The organism is Microcystis sp. LE19-10.1B, from assembly GCF_027530565.1.
Classification (GTDB): Bacteria; Cyanobacteriota; Cyanobacteriia; order Cyanobacteriales; family Microcystaceae; genus Microcystis; species Microcystis aeruginosa.
Genome location: NZ_JAPZQM010000555.1, coordinates 1 through 10,954, shown reverse-complemented (window position 1 = coordinate 10,954; position 10,954 = coordinate 1). Strand labels below are relative to the sequence as shown.

At 45.1% G+C, this 10,954-nt stretch carries 11 protein-coding genes, 1 tRNA gene and 1 pseudogene; 6 read left to right on the top strand and 7 right to left on the bottom strand.

Annotated features, from left to right (window positions below; translation table 11 throughout):
- Positions 1-61: 61 nt before the first annotated feature.
- A pseudogene (locus O9332_RS20215) lies at positions 62-727 on the bottom strand (RNA-guided endonuclease InsQ/TnpB family protein); the annotation flags it as partial.
- 155 nt (positions 728-882) lie between these two features.
- Between O9332_RS20215 and O9332_RS20210 the strand changes: the two are divergent.
- Positions 883-1,050 carry a YqaE/Pmp3 family membrane protein gene (locus O9332_RS20210; protein WP_002757335.1) on the top strand — a complete coding sequence of 56 codons (168 nt, stop codon included), beginning with the start codon at positions 883-885 and terminating at the stop codon, positions 1,048-1,050.
- Between the two features lie 527 nt (positions 1,051-1,577).
- Here the strand turns inward: O9332_RS20210 and O9332_RS20205 are convergent.
- A complete protein-coding gene (locus O9332_RS20205) occupies positions 1,578-1,967 on the bottom strand; it encodes an AbrB family transcriptional regulator (protein WP_002737568.1) in 390 nt (129 codons plus the stop codon).
- Between the two features lie 299 nt (positions 1,968-2,266).
- Between O9332_RS20205 and O9332_RS20200 the strand changes: the two genes are divergently transcribed.
- The 3 genes from O9332_RS20200 to cbiB are packed head-to-tail and all read left to right on the top strand — an operon-like array spanning position 2,267 to position 4,114.
- A complete protein-coding gene (locus O9332_RS20200) occupies positions 2,267-2,710 on the top strand; it encodes an Rrf2 family transcriptional regulator (protein ID WP_002738021.1) in 444 nt (147 codons plus the stop codon).
- Complete coding sequence (locus O9332_RS20195; protein ID WP_002757336.1) at positions 2,658-3,131, top strand: GFA family protein; 474 nt, start codon at positions 2,658-2,660, stop codon at positions 3,129-3,131. Before O9332_RS20200 ends, O9332_RS20195 begins: the two co-directional genes overlap by 53 nt.
- A 2-nt stretch (positions 3,132-3,133) precedes the next feature.
- Entirely contained in the window at positions 3,134-4,114 is a 981-nt protein-coding gene (gene cbiB / locus O9332_RS20190; RefSeq protein WP_288027111.1) for an adenosylcobinamide-phosphate synthase CbiB, read from the top strand.
- On the opposite strand, the gene O9332_RS20185 is transcribed toward cbiB, so the two are convergent.
- Together O9332_RS20185 and O9332_RS20180 are read right to left on the bottom strand one after the other, a co-directional pair.
- A complete protein-coding gene (locus O9332_RS20185; protein ID WP_288027109.1) occupies positions 4,055-4,429 on the bottom strand; it encodes a hypothetical protein in 375 nt (124 codons plus the stop codon). The two genes, cbiB and O9332_RS20185, sit on opposite strands and share 60 nt — an antisense overlap.
- A gap of 376 nt (positions 4,430-4,805) precedes the next feature.
- On the bottom strand, positions 4,806-5,474 hold the full coding sequence (locus O9332_RS20180) for a lysophospholipid acyltransferase family protein (RefSeq protein ID WP_002757339.1): 669 nt from the start codon (positions 5,472-5,474) through the stop codon (positions 4,806-4,808).
- A gap of 550 nt (positions 5,475-6,024) precedes the next feature.
- Here O9332_RS20180 and O9332_RS20175 point away from each other — a divergent pair.
- On the top strand, positions 6,025-6,225 hold the full coding sequence (locus O9332_RS20175; protein ID WP_002798182.1) for a hypothetical protein: 201 nt from the start codon (positions 6,025-6,027) through the stop codon (positions 6,223-6,225).
- Between the two features lie 1,248 nt (positions 6,226-7,473).
- Here O9332_RS20175 and O9332_RS20170 read toward each other — a convergent pair.
- The 3 genes from O9332_RS20170 to O9332_RS20160 all read right to left on the bottom strand — a co-directional run bounded on the left by O9332_RS20170 (position 7,474) and on the right by O9332_RS20160 (position 10,254).
- Positions 7,474-8,661, bottom strand: a complete 1,188-nt coding sequence (locus O9332_RS20170) for an FtsW/RodA/SpoVE family cell cycle protein (RefSeq protein WP_288027106.1) — start codon at positions 8,659-8,661, stop codon at positions 7,474-7,476.
- Between the two features lie 70 nt (positions 8,662-8,731).
- Positions 8,732-9,676 carry an isoaspartyl peptidase/L-asparaginase gene (locus O9332_RS20165; RefSeq protein WP_002757342.1) on the bottom strand — a complete coding sequence of 315 codons (945 nt, stop codon included), beginning with the start codon at positions 9,674-9,676 and terminating at the stop codon, positions 8,732-8,734.
- A 505-nt stretch (positions 9,677-10,181) separates the two neighbouring features.
- Positions 10,182-10,254, bottom strand: a tRNA-His gene (locus O9332_RS20160).
- Between the two features lie 102 nt (positions 10,255-10,356).
- Here O9332_RS20160 and O9332_RS20155 point away from each other — a divergent pair.
- Complete coding sequence (locus O9332_RS20155) at positions 10,357-10,743, top strand: DUF4359 domain-containing protein (protein WP_002757343.1); 387 nt, start codon at positions 10,357-10,359, stop codon at positions 10,741-10,743.
- Positions 10,744-10,954 lie beyond the last annotated feature (211 nt).

The following is a 10,954-nucleotide window of genomic DNA, read 5'->3' as shown; positions in this document are numbered from 1 at the left end:
AAACGACCGGCTCCTGACGACCGGCTACTGACTCCTACCCCCAGGAAAAACTTTTTCAGCAGACCCTATGTAAGAAATCAGTGCGAGTGTCTTTAATCTTTGCGTGGATTTTAGCCACTTGTTTTCTGGCTTTTTCCCGTCGGTTACTTCCTTTCTGTTTTCTAGAAAGGTTTCGTTGTGCCTTTTTAAGCCGTTTTAGTCGTTTCTTTAACGGTTTTGGTGCGTTGAACTTTTCCCCTGTTGAAAGAGTCGCAAAGGTAGCAATCCCTAGATCGATCCCTACGGTTTGCTTGTTATCTGGCAAAGTTTCAGGACGAATCTCGACAACGAAACTGAGAAAGTATCGATCCGCTGCGTCTTTAATCACGGTGACGCTAGAAGGTTTAGAGGGTAATGGACGGCTCCAAACGACTTTTAAATCACCGATTTTTGCCAAAGTAACGTGGTGTTGATTAACGGTAAAACCATTGTCAGTAAATCTTGCCGATTGTTGAGATTTACGTTTTTTAAACTTGGGAGGTTTTACTTTTTTTCCCTTCCTTTCTGCCTGACAAAATGCAAAAAAGTTAGAATAGGCTGTCTCTAAATCTCTCAAAGACTGTTGTAAAGGAATAGAAGAAACCTCAGTTAACCACTTTCTTTATTCTGTTTTTTTAGTCTGAGTTAGTCTTTTGGAAAACTCGGTATATTTTGGCTTTTTTTCTCCTTGTTGATAGAGTTCTTGGCAAATAAACTCAGGGCAGTGGCAAGAATATTTAAAAGAATGCCGATCATGAATTTCTCCTTAATTTTTCTGGGATCACTGCCATTTTATGGCAAATTTAAGGAGAGCAAGCTTAATATAGAATTAAGATTCACTAAAGTCTTTTTGAGGTACTGACAATGTTTCTTCGCCTAGTTTGTGCGTTTTTTTTGCCGCCCTTAGCCGTATTTTTGACCACGGGACTGAGTTTAGCCTTTGTTATCAACATCATCTTAACTTTAATTGGTTATGTCCCCGGCATTATCCACGCTTTCTGGATTGTCTCCAAAGAAGCGGAGAATTCCTAGTTAGGGTCTGCTGAAAAAGTTTTTCCTGGGGGCAAGGTGTGGGGTGTAGGGTGTAGGGTGTAGGGTTTTACCGATCTTCAGGTGGTCAATTACCCAATTTTCAGGGAAAAAGTCCAGGAATTTTCCCCCTGCTCACTCCCATGCCCGGCACTTTTGGATGTCAAAAAAGTCTAAAAGTCTTACCCAACAAGGTTTTTAGATTTATTCAGCCAACCCTATCTAGATGCTTAAAGACCGATTGAGGATAAAATACCTAGTTTCAAGAGACAAGAGCTTATCTCATCTGATAAGTACCTAAGCAAAATTAATTACACATCCAAGCCGTCAGCCGTCAGCCAAACGCTTTTTGTTGTGATCAGTAAACAGTGAACTAAAAATTCAAATCTGATCCCTGATAGCTGTCTCGGAGTCCCCCGTCTCGGAGTCTCCTGTCTCGGAGTCTCCTGTCTCGGAGTCTCGACTAGGAAATTAATTTTGCACGACTACTTAGCAAGGAGAGAGTGAAAAGGCTCTCTCCTTAATTATGGCTATTCGTCGTCGTCGCTGGCGCCAACTTGCTTGAGATGAATATGTTTTCTCCCCAAAGTAATTTCAAATTCATCTCCCGGTTTGAGTCCCATTTTTTTGGTGTAGGCCGAACCGATCAGAAGATTATTATTTGATTGGACACTGATCCGGTAGCTGGCCGAGCGCCCACCTCGTCCGTGACCATTGGCACTGCTATCTAAGTCAATTCCCTCGGCATCGATTAGAGCATTGAGAAATTTCATCATATTAACGCGTTCAATACCATTTTTTGTCATGGTATAGTAGCCGCATTCCCGGGCTTTTTCCTCTTTGCTGAGGTTGCCTAGCTGTTTAACTTTCTCAATTAGTTCGAGGCCAGTCAGGGGTTCTGGATTGGTAGTTGTGTTCATTTAAGTTCGCAGTAGATAAGTAACGGTTAGGGTCATCAAGGCTAGTCGAGGAGAATTGCTCCCCCTGACCAGAAACAATCGGGTTACGATTGATCTCTACACTTATCTTACACGGTATAAACTAAAAATTATCACTTGCTTGGGGAAATTGATTGTAATGGATTAGACTCTATCTCTCGATCGAAATCTTAAGAGAATTTATCAATGTTGATCGAGATGCCGGGGTAAGGGAGGTTAGCCTTTCTCTCATCAATGAGAGCCGGGGTAGGATAGAGATCAAGAGGTAAAAATGAGGGATAATGAAGCTAACAACTAGGGGTCACTATAGTGTTAAAGCCTTGCTGGATCTTAGTTTACAACCGAGGGGAACTCCCGTATCGGTAAAATCGATCGCCCTGCGTCAAGATATCCCGGCTGCTTATCTAGAGAAATTGCTGATAGAAATGCGACGAGCGGGGTTAGTTCGTTCCTTTCGGGGATCGCAAGGGGGTTATCAATTGGCTAGGCCGGCAAATCGGATCTCGTTGGGGCAAATTTTGGAGGCAGTGGGAGAGACGATCGAGCCATTATCAGGCTATCATCCCAGGGACGAACAGGCAGAAGATTGGGTGACATTTACTATCTGGAAACACCTACACGAGAAATTAAAAGAGGCCCTAGGGAAGATTACCTTAGCCGATTTATACTACGATGCCCGTAGCTGGATCGCCGCTAGGGGAGAGGAAACCAGCTTTATTGTTTAGTAGTTTAGAAGTTATGACAGCAACAACACAAGCAAAGATTTATGGGGGGGGTTGTCACTGTGGAGCGATCCGTTTTCAAGTGGCGATCGAGCATGATCAAGCTCTAGACTGTAATTGTTCGATTTGTCAGAAAAAAGGCTTTCTGCATCTGATTGTTCCTTCAGCACAATTTACCCTCCTAAGCGGTGAAGATTTTTTAAGTACCTATACATTTAATACCCACACAGCCCAACATTATTTTTGTCGTGTTTGTGGTATTCATCCTTTCTATCGTCCCCGCTCCCATCCTGACGCTATAGATATAAACCTGCGCTGTTTGGAGGGCAATGTCTTAGGCGATTTTCAGATCCAGTTCTTTGATGGGGCTAACTGGGAAGACAATATTGAGAAAATTCGGGATATCGATGGTAAAAGGGAGTAATTGTGAAGGAAACGGCAACGGCGATCATTTTAGTATTAGGGGCGGTTTTAGATTATCTGGTGGGCGATCCTTGGGGATGGATTCATCCAGTGCAGGTGATGGGGGCGATTATTGCTGTTGCCACAAAAGTTATCCTTAATTGGACGCGGGAAAAAATTCGCCAACGTTTAGCGGGCATAATTCTGGGACTAGGTTTAATTATCTTGGCCGGGGTCTTAACTTGGCTAGGAATCCAATGGTTAGGTCAGGTCAATTTGCTGCTGAGTTGCCTAGTACAAATGATTCTCTTGGCTAGTTGTTTAGCCGGTAGAAGTTTACGCAGGGCTGCCGAAACAGTCATCGCACCTTTACAAGCTGAAAATATCACCTTAGCTCGTTGCCAACTAAGTTTATACGTTGGTCGCGACACAGATAATCTCGGCCGGGAAGAAATCCTCCGCGCCCTATTAGAAACCGTCAGTGAAAATGGTGTGGATGGAGTTACCGCGCCGCTTTTTTATGCCCTTCTCGGTGCTTTTCTGGGTGTGGGGCCAGTTCCCCTCGCTTGCGCTTATAAAGCCGCTAGTACCCTCGATTCGATGATTGGCTATCGTCGGCCACCCTACACCCATATTGGTTGGTTTAGTGCCAAAAGCGAGGATGTTTTGACATGGCTACCCTGTCGTTTGACGGTCTTAACTCTCGCCCTAATTTCGGGCCGGCCGGGGCGGGTTTTAAGCATTTGTTGGCGCGATGCCCGTCGGGATCCTAGTCCTAATTCTGGTTGGAGTGAATGCGTCTATGGGGCGATTTTGGGGGTGCAATTGGGGGGTAAAAATCAATATCGAGGCCAGATTGTGGAAAAACCTTTATTGGGCGATAACCTCAACCCGATTACCGTCAAAACCGTCGAACAGGCTTTGAATTTAACTCGTACTTGTGTATTACTTTGGCTGGCGATCGCTGTCAGCTGCTTGATTGCTAGAGATTTTGCTCAATTGTAGCGACCACAGGCGACGGCGTTGACGGGGTTGACGCTGCCAGTAACGGATAATCAGGGAGAAGGTCAAGAATAGGGATTGCAGTATCTGTATCTGTCCGCAGAGACGTTGATAGTTTTGTCGGAGATAATAGGTTTTCGCCCCGGCGATGACAATATATTCGGGGGCGGGGTAAAAAATGTGGTGTAAACGTCGTTCCACCCGGTTTAAAATTTTGGTCACTCGCCCTAAAATCCGCCGCAATTGCCACAATTTCCAGACTAGAAAGCAATTAAATAAAGTTAAGCCTAGATTGAAGCCGAGGACAAAAAAGAACATGGTCGAGGCGATGGTCGAGTTATGCCAATTTTAGCCTAGATTCCCCACTTCAAAGTGTCGGGGAAAGAAATCCCATCAGCTGCCCGGGTATTTAGGGTTTGCTTAATAAATCTAAAAACCTTGTTGGATAAGCTGTTGGTCATTTAAATTGCTTGTTGAGATCAGGCGGTCGGCAGGAGTCAGTATTCAGGAGATAGGAGACAGGTTTTGGAGGTTGGGGTTTTGGGGTTTTGGGGTTTTAGTTCAATTTCCCCACTTCCCCACCTCCCCAATTCATAATTCATAATTCATAATTCCCACTCCCCCTATACCCCACACCCCACACCCTACACCCCACACCCTGCCCCCAGGAAGAGCTTTTTGCCGCAAACCCTAGTTAGCGTCCGAGGGCGTGTAATCCGTTAATAATTTCGGCACAGCGCTCGGTAACTGTCTGTAAAGCTTCTCTTTTGCTAGAAATCGGTGGCGGCAGCACTTCGCCGATGCGAATAGTTAAGGGGATACTATGGGGAAAAGAAGAACCTTTTTGAAAAATCTTTTCTGTCCCCCACAAACTGACGGGTAACAGGGGAACTCCCGCTTTAGCGGCAATCATCGCCGCGCCTAGTTTTGGTTGATGGATCAATCCGTCCTCGGTGCGGGTTCCCTCCAGAAACACTCCTACTGCCCAGCCCGCTGCTAAGGCTGCCATCGCCGCCCGAATTGCCCCGCGATCACCACTGCTGCGTTTGACGGGATAGGCCCCGTAAAGAGCGATCGCCTGTTTTAAAATCGGGATGGTGAATAATTCTTCTTTAGCCATATAAGCTACGGGACGACGCACAGCACAGGATAATAGAGGTGGATCGAAGTAACTGGCGTGATTGCAGACGATAATCAGAGGATGACGCCGGGGGACATTTTCCACTCCGTAAACGCGACCGCGAAAATAGCCGTGTAGGGTTGGGCTAACGATCGACCATTTAAAGAGATGATATAAAACTAAACTGGCAAAAGGTTCTCGCTCTTGAGGCTGGTTCATGACTGACAATTGTTCCCTAGACATGGAAAAGCCCTCGGGAGTCTTGCCGTGTTTCGACCCCAAGGACTTTGCTTTCTTCTCACTCCTCACACAATTGAAATATATAACAATTTATGGGTTAGGGAAAGGTTAAGCGTGCCGCTTTCTTAACTGGCATAATTACTTACCTAGGGTTTGCGGCAAAAAGTTTTTCCTAGGGGTAGGGTGTGGGGTGTGGGGTGTGGGGTGTCGGGTTTTACCGATTTTCAGGTGGTCAATTACCTCATTTTCGATGGTAATTAGGGTTTGCTGAAAAAGTTTGTTGGTGGGGTTAGGAGTCAGTGGCCGGTCGTTTCAGGCTTTGTTGCCCTTCTTTTTTTTATACCAGTCTATGTACTACAAGAAGAATAATGCAAAGTTTTTGAATGTCCCAATCCTATATTCTTGCACTAACATCGGATTTTAACAGGTCAAAAGCCTTATTTTAAAAGGGTTTTACCATTATTCAGCCAGCCCTAATTAATTTTGCTTAGGTACTTAAAAAAAGTTGGGTTAAAATATAAAGGCCAAATCTAGTCAGAAAAAGAGAATTTTTATGGAAAAACAGGTAAATTGTGCTGTAGATTGCCTAAATGGTTGTATTTTAGGCGATAAATGCCCCAATCAAGCTCATGCCGCTGAAGCAGCCAAATTCATTGCCGAAACTTCTTTGGAAAAGATGCTAGAAATGGCAGAAGCCGCTAGACTAAAAAAACTGACGCAACCGACCCAATGGATTATTCCCGATGATTTCTAGGGTTTGGCCGGGGAACGGGGAACGGGGGTTAGTTCGCACCTTGCCGACAAAATTGGCTACAGTTCCCCTGGGGTGCGGGGTAATACGGCTCGGTTAAGCCTAAAACTCTGGTTGAGACTGCATGGGAGCGGGGAGCGGCTATGGCCAGAAATCTTAAGAAAATCTTTAATTAGAGCTTGCTGAATAAATCTAATACTAAATCCGGTTATTAAAGACTGATTATTTATTCCCCCTTTTGCATGAGTGCCTGTCCTCATCAGTAGCTTATACTCAACGGATTTAGTATCAAAACCTTGTTGGATAAGACTTTTAGACTTTTTGTCAATCAAAAAGTACTGGCCCTGGGAGTGAGCGGGGGGAAAATTCAGGTACTTTTTCCCTGAAAATTAGGTAGGGTTTGCTGAATAAATCTAAAAACCTTGTTGGGTAAGACTTTTAGACTTTTTGTCAATCAAAAAGTACCCGGCATGGGAGTGATCAGGGGGAAAATTCAGGTACTTTTTCCCTGAAAATTAGGTAATTGGTCACCTCAAAACTGGTAAAACCCCACACCCCACACCCCACACCCCACACCCCACACCCTGCCCCCAGGAAAAACTTTTTGCCGCAAACCCTAGGTAATTGACCACCTGAAAATGGGTCAAACCCGACACCCCACACCCTGCCCCCAGGAAAAACTTTTTGCCGCAAACCCTATTTATTCTCCCTTCTCCCCTCTCCCTTCTCCCCTTTCCCCTTTCCCTTCTCTGCAATAATTACTCGCAGCCAGAAGTCCATTGGGCTAATATCATACTTTGTGCTTTTTGTCAAAAAAACTTTTTTTTTGCAATAAAACTACACAAAAAAAAGATCATCGTTGCCCGTGAAATTGACTGATTTACCCGTCTTAATTAGGATCACCCTGTAGGTGTGGCAAGGGTTTCAACCATTGCTACCCAAAAAAGCACAGAATAACCGATTATGAAATTCTATCAAATCGCTGTCACCATTGTAACATCGTTGTTAAATAAAAATCTTTCTCAATTAATTCTTAAGAATTTGTAAATATTGCGGAATGTTAATTTAAATATTCTCAAGTTTTTGGAGTCAATCAATAATTTTTACTTATCTTTGTCGAACATTGGGTGAGGAGTCAGGAATCAGGAGATAGGGGGGTCACTGCTTGCGCGTTGCGGGGGGTTTTGGGGTGATAGGGTGATGAGACAGCTTCCCCACTTCCCCACTTCATAATTCATAATTCCCAATCCATCACTGATGACTGAAAACCGAGACAATTTTCTGAGGACTTTTTTTAATGGTGGAAACCGGATCGGGGTCATTTTCTTCCCTAGCCACGCGGATTAAGAGGGCGGCTAAAAAGAGACTGGCTAAACTGGAACTGCCGCCATAACTAAAGAGAGGGAAAGGTAAGCCGGTAGTGGGTAAAGAACCAGTAGCCACACCGATATTTAACAGGGATTGACCGATTAAAATTACCATCGCCCCGATCGCCACTAATTTTTTGATGCGATGACGACATTTAACCGCCACGATGAGGGCGAGAGTAGCGTAGAGAAATAGCATGATTAACAGTAAAATACCGCCAATAAAACCAAATTCCTCGCCAAAGACAGCGAAAATAAAATCCGTATCCGGGAAGGGTAGATAAGATAATTTTTGTAGGGATAAACCGTAACCGCTGCCGGTGGTTCCGCCAGAACCGATCGCCAGTAAACTCTGCACTAATTGATAACCATCACCCCGGGGATCCTGCCAGGGGTTTAAGAAAGACAAAATCCGTTTTCTCTGGTATTCGCGGAAAGTAACACTAACCACGGCCATAGTTACACCCAGTAAAGCGGTGCTGGTCATGTAGGATAAAGGCAGACCGGAGGCAAGAGCGATCAGCCAGAGAGTTATACCACACAGAGCAGTGGTACTCAAGTTAGGTTGTAAGAGGATGCCCGCTAGAATTAGCCCAAAAATAGCGATCCAAGTTAACCGTTGATTGACATTTAAACGCGGCCAACCACCGAAAACCGCCGCCCCTTGCAGGACGAGAAACGGTTTCATAAATTCCGACGGTTGCAAGAGAATCGGCCCGATTTTAATCCAACGGGTGGCACCGTTGATATTAGTTCCCAAACCGGGGATAAGAGTGATCAAAATTAATCCTAAAACTAATAAAATCATCCAGGGTGCGATTTTGAGGAGTTTCTCGATCGGCAATCGCACCAGGAAATTAAAGCCAATTAAGCCAATCCAAAGCCAGATTAATTGGCGGATAAAATAGTATAGTCCGTTATCAAAGCGACTGTCAGCCAGAGCGTAGGAAGCGGAAAAAAGCACCACTAACCCGACTAACAGCCACAAAAAAGTCATCCAGCGCAATAATCGCGCTTCGGCTGACCAGTTTTTCACATCGGGGTCAAAAATAGGAATAATGTATTGCCACACGGAGATTTTCGAGAAGAAGTATCTTGTACAGATTAACCGAAAAGACTAGGCTCGATCGCAGTTTGTTCCACTATCCGACGGCGACATGACCGATTAAACCGACATTTTCACCGTGCCATTCTAGGGTATCACCGATCGCCTGACCGTCGTGATAGGCAGCCAAGAGAATTTCCGCCGTTTTCCCCCAAACAATATTCCCCTGACGATCAAGGGAAATCATGCCCAGATCCCGACCATTAGTTTGGGATTCGCGCATGGATTTCTCCACGGCAGCGGCGAGGGAAAAACCATCGGTGACGCGAATAACCACCTTAGCGGCTAAACATTCATCGATAATATCTTCCCCGACCCCCGTACAACTTACTCCTGCCCATGGATTCGCATAATTGCCGGCCGGCATGGCACTGTCACTAACGCGACCGATTCTTTCTAATCCCTTCCCTCCGGTAGAAGTTCCGGCGGCGATGTCTCCTTGTTGATCAAGGGCCACTACCCCGATAGTTCCCCGTTGTGCTGACGAATCGGCGAATAAACGGGCCATTTTGCGATTAAAATTCGTCTTTCTTTCCTCCATCCATTCTTGAATCCGATAATCGGTGAGGGGATCATAGAGGGGAATTTGTAATTCTCGGGCCAGATCTGCAGCTCCAATTTCCGAGAGAATGCGATCCTCTTGACTTTGGAGAAATTGAGCCAGGCTAATGGGATTCTGTACCCGCGAGACGTTAATGACACCGCTTAAACGCTGGTGACGACCATCCATCAAGGCTGCACTCATTCGCACCTGACCGTCCGATTGCACCACCGAACCGGTCCCGGCATTAAATCGCGGTTCATCCTCCAGTAACATACATCCTTTTGTCACCGCCTCCACAGCACTAGCACCATTGTCAAGGAGGTTGTAAATATTCTTAACAATCCCCCGGAGAGAATCGCGGACTGATTCTAAACCACCTTTGTCCTCTAGGGAACTCGCTCCCCCATGAATAATTAACTTCGGATTTACTTTGGTCATTATTGTCCCAATATCACATTACCGATCGGATCTAAACTATCACGTTATCGCTACTCCGCTTCGCCAGTGCCGTCTTAACCGGTAAGTAGGGTTTGCGGCAAAAAGTTTTTCGTGGGGACAGGGTGCGGGGTGTGGGGTGTGGGGTGTGGGGTTTTACCCATTTTCAGGGGTTCAATTACCTAATTTTCAGGGAAAAAGTCCAGGGATTTTGCCCCGATCACTCCCAGATCCGGTACTTTTTGATTGACAAAAGATCTAAAAGTGTTACCCAACAAGGTTTTCAGATTTATTCAGCCAACCCTAATTACTCACCGTTCGCTCCTTTCTGGAAGCGAGAATTTGCTCAATTGTCTCAAATACAGTCTAGCCAACACATTGACCGTTCTCACCGAAATTTATCAGTACATAAAGACTATTTTGAGGTTAACGAATTGATTGGGGATTTGAGTGGGTAAGTGCCAATCAACCCCCTCAAAGCCTAATTATCAACGAGCCTTGAAAAGAGGGCGAACGAGGGGACTTGAACCCCCGAGTGGTGGAACCACAATCCACTGCCTTAACCACTTGGCTACGCTCGCCGTACACCTTTTCGAGTATAGCACAAGACGAATGGTTGACAAGAGGTTTTTTATCCTAATTCAGGCTATGGTTAGGGTAAGTGAGTGATGATTTGAGAGCTTATGAAATTGGCGCGGTTAGGGGGAATAGTGTTAGGAGTGGTTTTAGGGGGAATTGCGGGGATATTGCTGACAACTAACCCCAATCGTCAAGATTACGAACAATACGCTTCCCAGAGGTTAACTAGCTATCTTAAGGATAATGTCTGCGCTCGGGCGCAAGCTTCCCTCGAGGTGCAAGCTCTCTTACGGGGTTACTGTAAAATGTTGGTGGATACGGGTCATCCTTTTTTACAAGAAGCGATCGCCACTCACACCACTAGAAAGAATTTTGTCATTTTCAGCGTTTATCAAACGGAATTATGGTTCCCTCCCCCTTTACCTAGTTATCACTTCAGCACCGTCGGTTTTTTGAACAAATTATACATCTACGAAGCTTTAGAACTGTAGTCAGGCAATTGAAATTTTCCGAGAGTAAATCCTGATGGTAGTGATTTTATTGTAGTGGTGATAGCTGAAATTATGGCTCTTCGGTTTGTGTTATGCAATGGACGGGGGTTATAAGGGATGGAACCCTTATAGAGAAAGGCATTTAGCGATTTTTGTCAATTGTTTTTTATCTAGAGCGAACTAATCAATTAAGTCTCTTGCCAGATAAGGA